The organism is Gammaproteobacteria bacterium (assembly GCA_016712635.1).
Taxonomy (GTDB): domain Bacteria; phylum Pseudomonadota; class Gammaproteobacteria; order SZUA-140; family SZUA-140; genus JADJWH01.
Window position 1 is genome coordinate 52964 of record JADJQS010000010.1, and the last position, 14221, is coordinate 67184.

Annotated in this window: 12 protein-coding genes and 3 pseudogenes; 10 read left to right on the plus strand and 5 right to left on the minus strand. The window is 60.7% G+C overall.

Translation table 11 applies throughout. The annotated features are described in order from the left end of the window. Positions 1-35: 35 nt before the first annotated feature. The 9 genes from IPK65_12325 (at position 36) to IPK65_12365 (ending at position 7833) form a co-directional block, all read left to right on the plus strand. On the plus strand, positions 36-278 hold the full coding sequence (locus tag IPK65_12325; protein ID MBK8163880.1) for a DUF2892 domain-containing protein: 243 nt from the start codon (positions 36-38) through the stop codon (positions 276-278). Positions 279-407: 129 nt separating this feature from the next. Continuing rightward, positions 408-923, plus strand: coding sequence for a DUF1566 domain-containing protein (locus tag IPK65_12330; protein MBK8163881.1), 516 nt, complete (start codon positions 408-410; stop codon positions 921-923). A 105-nt stretch (positions 924-1028) separates the two neighbouring features. Next, entirely contained in the window at positions 1029-2189 is a 1161-nt protein-coding gene (locus tag IPK65_12335; GenBank protein MBK8163882.1) for an aminotransferase class V-fold PLP-dependent enzyme, read from the plus strand. A 380-nt stretch (positions 2190-2569) separates the two neighbouring features. Continuing rightward, complete coding sequence (locus IPK65_12340; GenBank protein ID MBK8163883.1) at positions 2570-3850, plus strand: hypothetical protein; 1281 nt, start codon at positions 2570-2572, stop codon at positions 3848-3850. Between the two features lie 81 nt (positions 3851-3931). Beyond that, positions 3932-4246: a cytochrome c5 family protein gene (locus IPK65_12345; protein MBK8163884.1), complete on the plus strand. Its 315-nt coding sequence runs from the start codon at positions 3932-3934 to the stop codon at positions 4244-4246. 368 nt (positions 4247-4614) lie between these two features. Beyond that, on the plus strand, positions 4615-5769 hold the full coding sequence (locus IPK65_12350; protein ID MBK8163885.1) for a cytochrome b/b6 domain-containing protein: 1155 nt from the start codon (positions 4615-4617) through the stop codon (positions 5767-5769). A gap of 10 nt (positions 5770-5779) precedes the next feature. Further along, positions 5780-6187 (plus strand): DUF1924 domain-containing protein, encoded by a 408-nt coding sequence (locus IPK65_12355; protein MBK8163886.1) that lies wholly within the window; start codon positions 5780-5782, stop codon positions 6185-6187. A 26-nt stretch (positions 6188-6213) separates the two neighbouring features. Beyond that, positions 6214-6735 (plus strand): diheme cytochrome c, encoded by a 522-nt coding sequence (locus tag IPK65_12360; protein MBK8163887.1) that lies wholly within the window; start codon positions 6214-6216, stop codon positions 6733-6735. A gap of 108 nt (positions 6736-6843) precedes the next feature. Then, entirely contained in the window at positions 6844-7833 is a 990-nt protein-coding gene (locus tag IPK65_12365) for a serine/threonine protein kinase (protein ID MBK8163888.1), read from the plus strand. Positions 7834-7881: 48 nt separating this feature from the next. Here IPK65_12365 and IPK65_12370 read toward each other — a convergent pair. Further along, a pseudogene (locus tag IPK65_12370) lies at positions 7882-8962 on the minus strand (calcium/sodium antiporter). A gap of 145 nt (positions 8963-9107) precedes the next feature. Between IPK65_12370 and IPK65_12375 the strand changes: the two are divergent. After that, positions 9108-9419 (plus strand): hypothetical protein, encoded by a 312-nt coding sequence (locus IPK65_12375; GenBank protein ID MBK8163889.1) that lies wholly within the window; start codon positions 9108-9110, stop codon positions 9417-9419. Between the two features lie 91 nt (positions 9420-9510). On the opposite strand, the pseudogene katG reads toward IPK65_12375, so the two are convergent. The 4 genes and pseudogenes from katG to IPK65_12395 all read right to left on the minus strand — a co-directional run bounded on the left by katG (position 9511) and on the right by IPK65_12395 (position 13881). Further along, a pseudogene (katG, locus tag IPK65_12380) lies at positions 9511-11682 on the minus strand (catalase/peroxidase HPI). A gap of 551 nt (positions 11683-12233) precedes the next feature. Then, positions 12234-12646: pseudogene (locus tag IPK65_12385) on the minus strand (GFA family protein). Next, positions 12643-12945 (minus strand): carboxymuconolactone decarboxylase family protein, encoded by a 303-nt coding sequence (locus IPK65_12390; protein ID MBK8163890.1) that lies wholly within the window; start codon positions 12943-12945, stop codon positions 12643-12645. Before IPK65_12390 ends, IPK65_12385 begins: the two are co-directional and overlap by 4 nt. Positions 12946-13092: 147 nt before the next feature. Then, positions 13093-13881, minus strand: coding sequence for a hypothetical protein (locus tag IPK65_12395; GenBank protein MBK8163891.1), 789 nt, complete (start codon positions 13879-13881; stop codon positions 13093-13095). Positions 13882-14221 lie beyond the last annotated feature (340 nt).

Consider the following 14221-nt stretch of genomic DNA (forward strand, 5'->3'; position numbering starts at 1 on the left):
AATCAAACCAACGCAACACTGAAGGAGGCCACACCATGAACACCGAACGACTCATCCGCATCATCGCCGGCAGCTTCATCCTGCTCTCGCTGCTGCTCGCGCACGCCTACAACGGCGCCAGCCTGACCGCCGGCCCGACCTGGCTGTGGTTCACCGCATTCGTCGGCGCCAACCTGCTGCAGTCCGGCATCACGCGCTGGTGCCTGATGGAGAAGATCCTGCTGGCGCTCGGCGTCAAGTCGGGCTGCGTGGCGATGCAGGCCGCACCCAGGAAGTGATGCGCGACCGTACGCGTCATGTATAAGGAATGCGTATAACAGGCCCGGGGCGGAGCGCAAGAGATGCCGTTACGCGTCATGACGCCTGATACAGGCGGAACCACACACCAGCCACGGACTCCCCTGCGTTTGTCCATTGCCCTCGCCCTGCTGCTGCCGGTATCCCAGTCCGGCGCCCAGGGCCAGATGCCGCAGACCTGCGATCCCGCCCTGACCGCGAGCACCCCGAGCGCCCGCTTCACGACGCCGGACGCGGGAACAGTCATGGACCGCCGGACCGGTCTGACCTGGATGCGCTGCGCGGTCGGCCAGCGCTGGGACGGCGCCGGCTGCACGGGCGTCCCGCTCGCCTCGTCCTGGCCCGGCGCCTTTGACCACGCGCTGGCCCTGAACAAGGGCGGCGGATTCGGCGGCCATGCGGACTGGCGGGTGCCCGCACTGGCTGAGCTCGCATCGCTGGTCGAACATCGCTGCTACGATCCGGCGCTCAACCTCGATCTGTTTCCCGCGGCACCGATCACGGGATTCTGGTCCGCGGACACCCATCAGAGCCCTGATCACGCCATGATGATCCATTTCAAATATGGCGGGCAGTACATGGGCAACAAGGACCAGGCCTGGGCGTTGCGCCTGGTGCGCGACTGAAGCGGGCAGCCCGATCTTCGCCTACGCGGAGATTGAACGGCCGCCGTGCGCCCGGCCGCGTCGATCGGTTAAGATTGGCGTAAAGCCGACGCGCGCGCCCGCACCATGCCCTCACTCAGACAGCAGTTCCTGCTCGACCCAGACGTCGTCTTCCTGAACCACGGCTCCTACGGCGCGACGCCGCGGCCGGTGTTCGAGGCCTGCCAGGAATGGCGGCTGCGGCTGGAGCGCGAGCCGGTGCAGTTCATCAACAACGAACTGCCCGGACTGCTGCGGCAGGCGCGCGGCGAACTCGGACGCTACCTCAACGCCGATCCGGACGACCTCGTCTATGTCCCGAACGCCACCTTCGGCATGAACGTGGTCGCACGCTCGCTGCCGCTCGCGCCGGGCGACGAGGTGCTGACCACCGATCACGAATACGGCGCCGTCGACAATGCCTGGCTGCACGTATGCCGCAAGCGCGGCGCGCGCTACGTCCGCCAGCCGGTCTCGTTTCCGGCGGACTCCGACGCGGCCATCGTCGACGGGATCTGGCGCGGCGTCACGCCGCGCACGCGCGTGCTGTTCCTGAGTCACATCACCTCGTCCACCGCGCTGCGCCTCCCGGTCGAGGCGCTGTGCGCGCGCGCACGCGCGGCCGGCATCCTGACCGCGATCGACGGCGCCCACGCGCCGGGACAGATCGCGCTCGACCTGAGCGCGGTCGACGCCGACTTCTATGCCGGAAACTGCCACAAATGGCTGTGCAGCCCCAAGGGCGCGGCGTTCCTCTACACGCGGCGCGAACTGCAGCCCATGATCGAACCGCCGGTGATCGGCTGGGGCTACGGCGACAACCGCAAGCTGGTACAGAACCCAGACTATGTCGATGCGCTGCAATGGCTCGGCACCAACGACCTCGCCGCCTACCTGGCGGTGCCGGCGGCGATCGCCTTCCAGGAGAGGCACGACTGGCCGCAGGTGCGCGCGGAGTGTCACCGCCTGCTCGGCGGGGCGATTCAACGCGTCTCCGAACTGACCGGCCTGGCGCCGCTCTACCGGACGGACCGCCACTACGTGCAGATGGCGGTGAACGCCCTGCCGCGCATCGACGATCTTGCCGCCTTCAACCGTAACCTGTTCGACCGGCATCGGGTGGAGATCCCCTGCATCGAATGGAACGGTCGGCAGTTCCTGCGCATCTCGCTGCAGGGATATAACACCCCCGCCGACATCGACGCCCTGCTCGCGGCGCTCGAGGTCGAGTTCCCACAACGACGCTGATATACCGCCGCCGGGCTCAAATATTGCCGGGCGCACAGTTTAACTACTATTAGCCTGGATACGATCCATCCCACTCTCGAAATATACTGCCGCCAAAATCCCAATAGCGATTTTCCCACATACTTAACAATTAGGAGGTGTGAAATCTGTAAAATCGAAAATTTCATGGACGCGAAAAACTAATTCGGAATATCCAAGTGCCATGATCAAGATTATCATGCATCAAGTCGGCGATGAACCAAGGCGAAGCGATGTGGGATGCCCCGGCAGCAACCATGTGAGTTGACCTGCAAAGATTCATACATTAGCTTAGGCACACAGGCTGGATACTCCAACTACCATAAGAACGAACCAATATCAGTGGGATGGGGAATACACTTATGCATCGCTTGTATAGCAGTCCGTCGATTGTAATTTTCGCCTTGGTTTTTGCCATTTTGATTTTACCCCGGGAAGCCGCGGCGGTTCCCGCCTTCTCGCGCCAGACGGGTATGGCGTGCAACCTCTGTCATGCCCAGACATTTCCTTCCCTTAATGCGTTTGGCCGTGCATTCAAAGCGGATGGTTACACTATGGTGGGAGGGCAGAGTTTGATCGAGGGCGATCATCTATCCATTCCTATGGCGCTTAACATGTCGCTAATTGCGAAACTGCGCTACGACAAAACCAACGGCAACACAGACACAGGCTCCGACCAGGGACAAATCCAGTGGCCGGATGAGGCGGCGTTCTTGATCGGAGGCAAGCTGGCGGATAATGTAGGCTTCCTGGTAGAAGCCGGGCTCGCAAACATTGTAGTGCCAGTGGAAGTGGATACGACCACCGGTGAGGGAGAGGGCAGCGGCATCTCTCTGCTGGGATCCAAGATACATTTCAAGGCCGCGCAGGTCGGCAGCAATCAAATCAGTGTCATTCCATTTTCGACCGATGGTCTCGGTGTGGGCTACGGTTTCGAACTGCTCAATACCGGAGCTCTGCGTTCGCAGCGACCGATCGAGAACCGCACTGGATTCAGCGCCGCACAGGCTCTCGAGACGGGCAGCGGACCGGCGACTGGTATAGCGTTTGTCGCATCGAGCAATAATTACTTCGTCAACTACACCCCCTGGACGCCGGGTTTCGGTGGAGATAACTTCGATATCAGCCCAACTGGCTTCGCCCATTATCTGCGCGCCGCTTCCCTGAGGGACATTGGAAGCTGGGACACGGGTTTCGGAATCCAGTTGTGGAGTGGTGAAGCAAACCCGGCCGACGTAAATGGTGTCGAGCAAAAGCTGGTGACAGATGCGTGGGTTGTCGACGCCCAGGCACTAGGTGTTGCCGGCAGTATACCGGTCAGCCTTTATGCCAGCTATGGCTCGGCAAAGGGTGATACGGACAGCCTGTGGAACACCAGCCCGGATGACGCCAAAGCATTTGCATTGATGGGACAGGTGGGCGTAGCACCCGAACGTATAAATGTTTATCTCGCCTATCGTACATTGGACAATGGGGCTGTAGAAGACAACAAGTTCAATGCAACTACGTTCGGTGGACAGTACCTGATCGCGCAGAATATTCGTATGGAGCTATTCTACGTCAAGGAAAGCGGCTCCGGCGTGGATACCAGAACGAGTGATCGCAACGCGCGTACCATGTTTCAGCTGTTTGCCGGTTTCTAATGGTAGGATATTTAGGCTATTCTTAAAGGAAACAGCGATAATGGATGATTGTATCATCTGTATTTAACAGAGAGGTATGCGATGAAAACAGCGATTGGATTGATAGCGGCCATTGGTATGATGGGCATCGCCGTCGTGCAGGCCGCCGATGGCCAGAAGATTTACCAACAGGCTTGCGCCATGTGCCACAACGCAGGTACCGCCGGCGCGCCGAAAACAGGTGACAGGGACGCATGGAAGGATCGGATTGCACAAGGCGTTGAAATCCTGAACGAACATGCCATCAATGGCTTCAAGGGAAGCAAGGGACTGATGCCCGCTAAGGGTGGTCGCTCTAATCTCAGCGATGATGATGTAAAGGCAGCAGTCGCGTATATGGTTGAGCAATCTGGTTAACTGAGAATGATTGGTCTACTTAGTACGGGGTGCCGCCACTAAGCACCCGGGCTGCCATGGTTACTATGATCCCATCATTGTAACTATTCAATTGAATAGCGAGGTTTCTCTAAGCCTATCCTAAGATTCATCGTATAGCTTTTGGTACTGAAGACGACAGTTTGACAAGTGACGGCGACCAGTACAACAGGTCCCGACAATGACGACGGCAAGACCTCACGCGTGACCGACTATGGATGTAAATAAACTCGAAACATTCATTTAGTCCGATCAATTTGGATCCAAAAGTGCCGGGCAGATTAATATTTCGTCTACCGAATAGTTAGACCACCGCGGTCGCTTTGGGCAAAATTTTCTAGGATCCGAATATGCCGGCAGTCAAGCGCGTCATGGTTTGGGATGTTCCGACCCGGGTATTTCACTGGTCATTGCTTGCGAGCTTTGCCGCGGCGTGGCTGACATCCACTGACAACCGATTTCTTTACCACCATACCTTCGCCGGCTATACCTTTACAGGTCTGCTGATTTTCCGTCTGCTGTGGGGTATGGTGGGCAGCCGCTACGCACGTTTCCGCACCTTTGCCTATGACTGGCCCTCCGTGCGGTCCTATCTCAGCGGACTCCTTACGGGCAAGGCCGCGCGCTACCTGGGACATAATCCGGTCGGTGGCTGGGTCATACTGCTGATTATCGCTCTTGGCTTCTTGGTTTCGATCGCGGGTATCCTGGTGCTCGGAGGAGAGGAGGGACATGGACCGTTCGCGGGCTATATCCCTTATGACATCGGCGAATACGCCAAGGCGGTGCACGAGGCAAGCGCCTGGACCATGCTCGCCATCGTCGGCGTGCATATCACCGGGGTCGTGGCTGAGAGCTTCCTGCACAGGGAAAATCTGATCCTGGCAATGCTTACTGGCTACAAGGAAGGAGGCGGAGACAACAATCCGGAGGTATCCGGTGCCGGGATAATCGGTGTGGTGCTTTTTTCCGCCATGATTGCAGCGGGCCTGCTCTATTTCAGAGGCTACTTGGTCGATACCGCCGACCGGCCCTTTGTCCCCTTTGCCGGACCCAAACTTCCCGACAACGCGGTGTGGCGGCAAGAATGCGGCGAGTGCCATCTCGCCTTCCACCCCACGCTGTTGCCGGCTCGTTCCTGGCAGCGACTGATGGACACGCAGTCCGACCACTTTGGCGATGATCTGGCCCTGGATGCACAGACCGCGGCGGAGATCAGTTCGTTTCTGGTTTCCAATGCGGCGGAAAGCCGCTTGACCAAGCCGGCCCGCAAGATACTGGCTTCCACACCGGCGGATCAGACGCCGCTGCGCATCACCCAGACGACGTACTGGAAGCGCAAACACTCCGGGGTCAAACAGGAATACTGGACCCGCAAAAATGTCGGCAGCAAGGTCAATTGCAAGGCCTGTCATCTGGACGCGGAAGCCGGTACGTTTGAAGACTCCGGCATGAGGCTGCCGGGCAGCGATCAGCTTATGAACATCAACCTTGGGGAAAAATAGCGGGGCAAGTATGAGAAAACACAGCATTACTCTCCTTATATTCAGTGGAATATTGTTATCCGGTATCTCCCGTGCGGAAGTCATCGATGATGTGCTGCAAACCTACCGAGCGGCGGGCGCCGGGGAATTCAGCGTCGCGCGGGGCGAAGCCCTGTGGCAAAAAGACTATCCGGACCCTGAAACCGCGGGCAAGGTGCGCAACTGCTCCACATGCCACGGCAGCGATCTGGGCAAGGCGGGCCGGCACGCGACCACCGGCAAGGATATCGAGGCCATGGCGCCGTCGGTCAACAGCAAACGCTACACCGATCCAAAGACCATCGAGAAGTGGTTCACCCGCAACTGCAAGTGGGTATTGGGACGTGAATGCACCGCGCAGGAAAAGGGCGATGTTCTGAGTTTTCTGCGTACGAAATAATACAACGATTATACAGGAGTAATATTATGCACAAGCTGAAGGCCAGGATCATCCGGTTGGGCGGTGCGGCTGCAATATCAATGTTCGTTGCGGCATCAAACGCGCAGTCCGCGCCCGCGATAGACGCCACAAGCTATGTCAAGGAATGCGGCGCCTGTCACATCGCCTTTCCGGCCGAATTCCTGCCGGCCCGTTCGTGGGAGAAGCTGCTCACCACCCTCGATGATCATTTCGGGGAGAACGCGGAGCTCGCCGCCGAGGATACTCAGGCCATACGCGGCTATCTGAGCGCCAATGCCGCGGATCGTTCCGGCAGCCGGCGCGGGCAGCAGATGCTGCGGGGAGTGGGCCCGCAGGAGACGCCGCTGCGTATCACGGAACTAAGCTATTTCATCAGGGAGCATGACGAGATCCCGCGCCGAATGTCGCTCGACAATCCCGAGGTCAAAAGCATGAGCCGATGCAATGCCTGCCATACGCGTGCGGCGGAAGGTTCGTTCTCGGAGCACGAGGTCACAATCCCGGGATACAGAGACTGGGACGATTAGCATGAAATAAAGGTGGATCCGTGCATCTCACCGGATCCGCCGTCTCGTAATCGTCCTGCCCTTGGACTATCGGCTGGATCACGATCCATCATTCAACGATAATGGATCATGGACACCGACACCGCCACTCCCTACGCCGGACTCACGCCAGACACCATGCTCGACGCGCTGGAGAGCGCGGGGCTGCGCGGCGACGGGCGCCTGCTCGCGCTCAACAGCTACGAGAACCGCGTGTACCAGTTCGGCCTGGAGGACGGACCGCCGGTGGTGGTGAAATTCTACCGCCCCGGGCGCTGGTCCGACGCCGCCATCCTCGAGGAGCATGCCTTCGTGCAGGCCCTCGTCGAACGCGAGATCCCGGTCGTCGCCCCGCTCGCATTGAACGGCCGCACCCTGAACGACTTCGGCGGATTCCGCTTCGCGGTCTACCCGCGCCAGGGCGGACACGCGCCGGAATTCAATGATCGCGACACCTTGCAGTGGATGGGCCGCTTCATCGGGCGCATCCATGCGGTCGGTGCGCTGTCCCCGTACCGCGCGCGTCCAACGCTCGACATCGCAAACTTCGGCACCGGGCCGCGCGACTACCTGCTCGGCGCGGACCTGATCCCCGCGGACATCGCCGAGGCCTGGCGCAGCGTGACCGAGCATGCGCTGGCGGGCGTGCAGCGCTGCTATGAGCGCGCCGGGCGGGTGAACAGCCTGCGCCTGCACGGCGACTGCTATGCCGGCAACGTGCTGTGGACCGACGACGGGCCGCACTTTGTCGATTTCGACGACAGCCGGATGGGGCCCGCGGTGCAGGACCTGTGGATGCTGCTTTCAGGCGACCGCGCCGCGATGGAGCTCCAGCTCGGCGAGGTACTGGCGGGCTACGAGGATTTTTATGAATTCGATCCGCGCGAGCTGCACCTGGTCGAGGCGCTCCGCACGCTGCGCCTGATTCACTACTCCGCCTGGATCGCGCGCCGCTGGTCCGATCCGGCGTTTCCCGCGGCCTTCCCCTGGTTCAACACCCAGCGCTACTGGCAGGACCGCATCCTCGAGCTGCGCGAGCAGCTCGCGCTGATGGACGAACCGCCGCTCGCGCCCGCTTGAGCGTATCCCTGGATTCGCCGCGGGATGAACCGCCGGCAACGCCGCGACTCACTTCATCCGGCGTGCGCGCAGGGCGCGCCCGGTGATGATGATGAGGGTGAGCACCGTCAGCGGCAGCACGAAACCAAGCATCGCCGAGCTGAAGAGCGGCAGCAGGGCATGGCCGGTCGCGGCCAGAATCAGATAGGCGGTATAGGCCAGGTAATAGGCGAGGAACACACCTCCCTCCCAACGCGCGATCAGGTGGCGGTTGAAGAAGATCGGCAGGCACGCAATCGCCACCGCGACCATCACCGGAATATCGAAACGCAGCGCCGTCGCCGCCACCGAAACGCCGGCGGGCGACACCAGGCTGGCCAGGCCCAGCACCCCCAGCAGGTTGAAGAGGTTGCTGCCGACCACGTTGCCGACGGCGATGTCGCGCTCGCCGCGGATGCTGGCGATGACCGAGGTCGCCACCTCCGGCAGCGAGGTTCCGGCGGCGATGATGGTGAGACCGATGACGAGCTCGCTGACGCCGAGATGCTGCGCGATCGCCACCGCGCCGTCGACCAGCCAGCGCGAACCGAGCACCAGCAGGGCGAGCCCGGCGGCGATGAAGGCCAGATTGAACAACCACTGCGCGGGCAATCGCACAGGCTTGGCATTGTCTGCCGCCGCCGTCTCCGCAGCGGCCGCATTATTCTCCTTGCGGCTCTGGCGAATCAGGAAGCCGGTATAGATCAGCAGCGCGAGGAACAATGCCCCGCCCTCGACGCGGCCGATGCGGCCATCCAGTCCGAGGATCAGCACCACGACCGAGGCCGCGATCATCAGCGGCACGTCCAGCCGCACCAGCTGCCGCGCCCACCACCAGAGGCGCGATGAGCCCGGAGAGCCCGAGTATGAATAGGACATTGAAGATGTTGCTGCCGACCACGTTGCCGAGCGCAATGTCCGGCTGGCCGGCCAGGGCGGCGTTGATGCTCACCGCGAACTCCGGTGCGCTGGTGCCGAAGGCGACCACGGTCAGGCCGATGACGAGGGGCGAGATCCCGATGGCGGAGGCCAGGCGCGAGGCGCCGCGCACCAGCAGCTCGGCGCCGGCGACCAGCAGGACAAACCCGGCCATCAACAGCGCTACGGTCATGGCTGCACGATCTCGTCTGCTAAACCCAGACCGCCATGATACTTGAAAATCCCGCCGCCGCCCGGGGCGCCGTAACAGACACTCGCACGCGCGGACGAGAGGTTACAATTCAGGGGTGTCTCTGACCCGGGATCGCCATCGTCACATGCGCACAGACAGCCGCCTCTTTATCGCACTGCTCGCGCTCGGGCTGTCCGCCTGCGCCGGCAATCCCGTCCGCCTTGCGCACGACACCAAGGTCCTGGGCTCGGCGGAATTCCTGCAGGACCGCACCGACTGCAAGCTGTTCGCCAATGCCTCCGCGCCCGTGACGGGCGCGACGGAATTCGGCGCTGAGCGCGACCAGCAGGAATGGGTCCGCGCCTACTACCAGTGCATGGAGGAAATGGGCTGGTATCCCGTCGACCGGGACGGCAACCGCGTCGATTACACCTGCAATTATTTCGACTGCTTCTGACCGGGCCCGACCGCGGCCGGGCGGCGTTTCAAATCGGCTCGAAACGCCGCCCTGATTCCACATCCATAACTGCCACGGGCTTGCGCGGCGATCAGCCGAGGTCGAAGCGGTCCAGGTTCATCACCCTGGTCCACGCTGCCACGAAGTCCTGCACGAACTTTTCCTTCCGAATCGGCGCAGCCGTAGACTTCCGCGAGGGCGCGCAGCTGCGAGTTCGAGCCGAACACCAGGTCGACCCGCGAGCCGGTCCACCTGACCTTGCCCGTCCTGCGGTCGCGCCCCTCGAACACGTCCTGCGCGTCCGAGACCGGCTTCCATTCCGTCCCCATGTCGAGCAGGTTGATGAAGAAGTCGTTGGTCAGCGTGCCCGGCTTCTTGGTAAAGACCCCGTGTTTGGCTCCACCGGCGTTGGCACCCAGCACGCGCAGGCCGCCGACCAGCACCGTCATCTCGGGCGCCGTCAGCGTCAGCAACTGCGCCCTGTCGACCAGCAACTGCTCGGCGGCGACCGAGAACTTGCCTCTGAGGTAATTGCGGAAGCCGTCGGCGACCGGCTCGAGCACCGCGAAGGCCTCGACGTCCGTCTGCGCCTGCGAGGCATCCGTGCGTCCCGGCGTGAACGGCACCTTCACGGCGGCGCCGGCCTGCTCCGCGGCCTGCTCGACGCCCACACATCCTGCCAGTACGATCAGGTCGGCGAGCGACACCTTCCTGCCGCCCTTCGCCTTCTTGTTGAAGTCCACCTGGATGCCCGCGAGCGTCTTCAGCACCTTCGCGAGCTGCGCCGGCTGGTTGACTTCCCAGCCCTTCTGCGGGGCGAGGCGGATGCGCGCGCCGTTGGCACCGCCGCGCTTGTCCGAGCCGCGGAACGTGGACGCCGATGCCCAGGCGGTCGTGACCAGCTGCGCAATCGACAGCTTCGATGCCAGGATCTGCTTCTTGAGGTCGGCGATCTCCTTATCGCCGATCAGCTTGTGGTCAACTGCGGGGATCGGGTCCTGCCAGATCAGCTCTTCCTTCGGCACTTCCGGTCCCAGGTAGCGGGCACGCGGGCCCATGTCGCGGTGCGTCAGCTTGAACCAGGCGCGTGCGAAGGCATCGGCGAAGGCCTGCGGGTCCTCGTGGAACCGGCGCGAGATCTTGCCGAACTCCGGATCAAAGCGCAGCGTGCAGTCGGTGGTCAGCATGGTCGGCTTATGGAACTTGCCCGGGATGTGTGCGTCCGGGAATGATCGCCGGCGCGTTCTTCGCCACCCATTGCTTGGCGCCGGCCGGCGACCTGACCAGCTCCCATTCGAACTTGAACAGGTTCTCGAAGAAGTTGTTGCTCCACAGCGCCGGAGTCCTGGTCCAGGTCACTTCGAGGCCGCTGGAGATCGTGTCGGCGCCACACCCCGTGCCGTAGGCGCTCATCCAGCCCAGGCCCTGCGCCTCCATCGGCGCGCCTTCCGGATCCGGGCCCTTGTGCGATTCCGGGGCGGCGCCGTGGCACTTGCCGAAGGTGTGGCCGCCTGCGATCAGCGCGACGGTCTCCTCGTCATTCATCGCCATGCGGCTGAAGGTGGCGCGGATGTCCTTCGCGGCGGCCAGGTAGTCGCCGCTCGCGTTCGGGCCTTCGGGGTTCACATAGATCAGGCCCATGTGGGTGGCGCCGAACGGCCCCAGGTCGCGATCGCCGCTGAAGCGCTTGTCGGCGCCCAGCCACGCGATCTCCTCGCCCCAGTTCACGTCCTCGTCCGGCTCCCAGACGTCGGCGCGGCCGCCGCCGAAGCCGAAGGTCCGGAAGCCCATCGACTCCAGCGCGACGTTGCCGGCGAGGATGATCAGGTCGGCCCAGGAGATCTTCCTGCCGTACTTCTGCGATCGGCCACAGCAGGCGCCGCGCCTTGTCGAGGTTGACGTTGTCGGGCCAGCTGCCGAGGGGCGCGAAGCGCTGCTGGCCGCGGCCGCTGCCGCCGCGGCCGTCGGTGACGCGGTAGGTCCCGGCTGCGTGCCAGGACATGCGGATGAAGAACGGGCCGTAGTGGCCGAAGTCCGCCGGCCACCAGTCCTGCGAGTCGGTCATCAGGCTGACCAGATCCTTCTTCAGCGCCTTGTAGTCGAGACGCTTGAATTCCTTCGCGTAGCTGAAGCCCTTGCCCATCGGGTCGGATTTCGCGGAATGCTGGTGCAGCAGCTCCAGCCGCAGCTGGTTCGGCCACCAGTCGCGGTTTGTGCGGCCGACGCCGGCGACGTGTGTGAACGGGCACTTGCCCGCGCTCATGTCCTCAGTCTTTGCTTTCATGTTTCACCCCTGTCGCGTTTCACAACCATGTTCGAATTATTCCGTATAGGACGGCAATGCCTTCCAGAAGGTGTCGCCGACAATCTTACGGCTGGCTTCCCCGGCACAGCACGCGAAGGCGGGGCCGCGCCTGCCATATGCAGCCGGGCCGCCGGCTGCCGGTGGACAATAACTTTCTGTCACTCATGTCCTTCCGCCTTACGGTCGCGGACAGCCGCCCACAGCTTGCGCGTTTCCATTTATGAAAGCCATGCCTGTTTATACCGGGTGGGTCAAAGACGATCCCACCTTAAACGAACGCGATGAAGGATGAAAATCGATTATCCCGATTACCCTGATACGCGATGCATATCCTGAACTGACTGATCCAGCCGATGTACCGCGCTCAGGCCGGCATTAGCGCTTTTGTACTAGGACTGCCATGAACACGTCGAGTCGTCATTCCCGCCCTCGACCTGATCGGGGGCAGGCTCCAGCGGGTATCCGGAGATTTGGTGTGAATCTCGATCCCGGCCGGGCATCGTTTCCTTTCAACTGTCCCGGTCGGGACCCGCGTCCTCGAACCGCAGCAGACTGTCGTGCGTCTCGAACCAGGCGATGCGGCTCATGCGCCAGATGTGATACTCGGGGCGACCCGCGACGGGTCATCGAGGCTGGCGGTGGTGATATCCACACTGCGCGCATCCTGCTGGCGGCGGAACGCGAGCTGCGTGCCGCAGCGGTTGCAGAACTCGCGCTGGCTGTGCGCTGATGAACAATACACCGCCGGCTGGCCCGCGGTATATGAAAATGCCTCCACCGGCACCGTCAGCCACGCCAGCACCGGGGCGCCGGCGGAACGCTGGCAGAGGCGGCAGTGGCAATAGCCGGCGTCGATGTGCGGACACTCGACACGATAGCGGATCGCGCCGCACAGACAACCGCCGTCGAGCGCGTGCGTCATGCCTCGTCGTAGGCGTGCATCGCCGCGGGCAGCACGTGCGTCACGCCATTGCCCGCCGCCGGCAGGCCGACCAGGATCGCGCTGATGATCTCCGCGCGCGTGGCCCCGGCCTCTTTCGCGATCACTACATGGAACGGCACGCCGCTGTCGAGGCGCAGCGCCGCCAGCACCGCGAGGTAGGCCAGGCTTTCAGTCTTCTTGTCCAGCGCGCTGGCGCCGGCCAGCCCCTGCACCGCATCCATCCACGCCTGCGCGTGCTTGGGGGCTTCCTTCAGAAAAATCTGGAAGGCGTCGCTCATCAGATTGATTGTGTTGCTCACGTGTTATCCCTCAGCTATGCCAAGCATCAAATGTAGCCCGGATGCAGCGGGAGCGGAATCCAGGGACGGTTCAATCATCGTATACACCGGATTCCATTTAATTCTATCCGGGCTGTGCTTGCTTGATTAGACATTGTCGATGCCAACAAGCTGTGCAAACTTTGCCCTCAGTACTCTTTCAACAATTCTTCTGGCATCTGCACTGACTTCCCCCAATTCACGGGGTGAAAGATATCCCTCATGAACAAGAGTGCTTCTTTTGTCATATATTTCTAATGCTTGTCTTGACACTGCCAGGGCATCATTATCGCCATTTTTAGATATCGTATTGAAAACAAGTGAACGTATTTGTTTCCTTATAGAATCTTCTTTCCGATGCGTAAGTTCCCTCTTCAGGGAGTCTAGTGAAACTCTTTCATTAGTGTCATCTGAATAGTTCCTCTCAATTTCTTCTATTTGGCTTTTAAACTTCTTCAATAGATCTAGTACGGCCTTGGGCCTTTCTTCAGATTCTGCCAATGACTCTAGAACCATGACAAGTGTAAGAAACCTAGCATTTGGTGTTGCCTCTGAAAAGAACGCGCCATACAACTCTAAGGCTATCCCTAGTTTCTTGTGACTATATCCACTGTCAGGGTCGTTGCTTTCCATACCCTTAAAGAAGAAGTCAAAGAACCGTTTTGAGCTGGCGCCTGAAGTGAGACTCACATTGCCGCCGGTAATGCTTTTGAAGTGACTATCGCTCCTAAATATCGCTATGCGCGAACCATCAATTAGGCCATCTACTTCACCATCTATTTTGATATTCAAGCTTTTTGACAAATTCATAGCCGTTTGCACTGGATCCTCAGAGTAAGTTACATCTTGAGGTTCAGGATTCCACTTCGGGCTAATCCGCAGTTCAATAGCACCCACATTAGACCAGACCAGGAATTCTCACCAAACTTGTTCGCTTGTTCTTCGCTAGCAAATCCACTAACAATCAAAGCATATAGCCTCGTTTCCCTTTTCAATTTGAACTCTAAGCCGCCCAATTGAATTGGATCGCCAGCATCAGTAATTTGATATCCCTCTGGCAGTTCAAACGGAAGCCGAAGTGTATACATTTCAATGCGTCTAACGACTCGCATAAGGCGCGCGCGTCTGCGCGTCGTTCTTAATGCGATTGTTAGATTGCTGCTTGTTCAAATGTCCCTCTCACATATGGAGCAAGATGTAGACATTCTTGGAGAATTACTATCACCGCCCTGAGTAA

Bases quoted from the DNA above. Each gene is read 5' to 3' on its own strand.
- IPK65_12365 (MBK8163888.1), top strand. From the start codon at position 6,844: ATGGACACCGACACCGCCACTCCCTACGCCGGACTCACGCCAGACACC.
- IPK65_12340 (MBK8163883.1), top strand. From the start codon at position 2,570: ATGCATCGCTTGTATAGCAGTCCGTCGATTGTAATTTTCGCCTTGGTT.
- IPK65_12325 (MBK8163880.1), top strand. From the start codon at position 36: ATGAACACCGAACGACTCATCCGCATCATCGCCGGCAGCTTCATCCTG.
- IPK65_12375 (MBK8163889.1), top strand. From the start codon at position 9,108: ATGCGCACAGACAGCCGCCTCTTTATCGCACTGCTCGCGCTCGGGCTG.
- IPK65_12390 (MBK8163890.1), bottom strand. From the start codon at position 12,945: ATGAGCGACGCCTTCCAGATTTTTCTGAAGGAAGCCCCCAAGCACGCG.
- IPK65_12355 (MBK8163886.1), top strand. From the start codon at position 5,780: ATGAGAAAACACAGCATTACTCTCCTTATATTCAGTGGAATATTGTTA.
- IPK65_12350 (MBK8163885.1), top strand. From the start codon at position 4,615: ATGCCGGCAGTCAAGCGCGTCATGGTTTGGGATGTTCCGACCCGGGTA.
- IPK65_12345 (MBK8163884.1), top strand. From the start codon at position 3,932: ATGAAAACAGCGATTGGATTGATAGCGGCCATTGGTATGATGGGCATC.
- IPK65_12360 (MBK8163887.1), top strand. From the start codon at position 6,214: ATGCACAAGCTGAAGGCCAGGATCATCCGGTTGGGCGGTGCGGCTGCA.
- IPK65_12335 (MBK8163882.1), top strand. From the start codon at position 1,029: ATGCCCTCACTCAGACAGCAGTTCCTGCTCGACCCAGACGTCGTCTTC.